Annotated in this window: 1 protein-coding gene; it reads right to left on the bottom strand. The window is 39.5% G+C overall.

Annotated features, from left to right (window positions below; translation table 11 throughout):
* Nucleotides 1-370 precede the first annotated feature (370 nt).
* Nucleotides 371-600, bottom strand: a 230-nt coding sequence (locus tag H8706_RS12315; RefSeq protein ID WP_262432820.1) for a hypothetical protein, incomplete at its 5' end; no start/stop codon positions are given.

Here is a 600-nt window from a genome sequence, read left to right as displayed (position 1 = left end):
CATTCGTGTGATATTTGCGGCGAAAGCTATATCACAAATACAACACCTTATGCTCCGCATAATTTTAAGGAAATAGTAAAGAATCCGACTTGTACAGACGGAGGATACACAACACATATTAAGTGATGTTATTGCCTGTGCAAACTGCGCTTGACTCATATTAATTTCTATGTACGGTAATGGTTCTGCAAAGTATCTGTCACAACTCAAATCTCTGTCCATATATGCAGGACTTATCCGCAGTGTAATAATGTCGCTATGCTTTATTGAGCTTCCGAATAGTGCTGTCTGACCGCCGCATTGACTTCTGCCGATATACAAATTTGCAAAGCTCGGATGCTTTACTTTTTCCGCCATTGTATCACCCCTTTTATTTAATCCGTATTGTCTGCCCTTTATACGAATATGTTTTCTGTCTGCGGTTCATAGGATTGTTCACATAGGTCTGTTTCCTTTTCCGCTTATCTTTATATCCGCTTATACCGTACTTCTCAATAAATTTGGCATTGATAATCAAACAAAGAATTTTATCATCTATAACGCCGTCCTCGGTCAGATCGTCTTCCGCAAGACCTGTTTCCATTCCTGCAAGCATTCTGA

The organism is Qingrenia yutianensis, from assembly GCF_014385105.1.
In the GTDB taxonomy this organism is placed as follows: Bacteria; Bacillota; Clostridia; order UMGS1810; family UMGS1810; genus Qingrenia; species Qingrenia yutianensis.
Note: the sequence above shows the minus strand (reverse complement) of the source record. Positions and strands in the feature narration are given on the sequence as shown.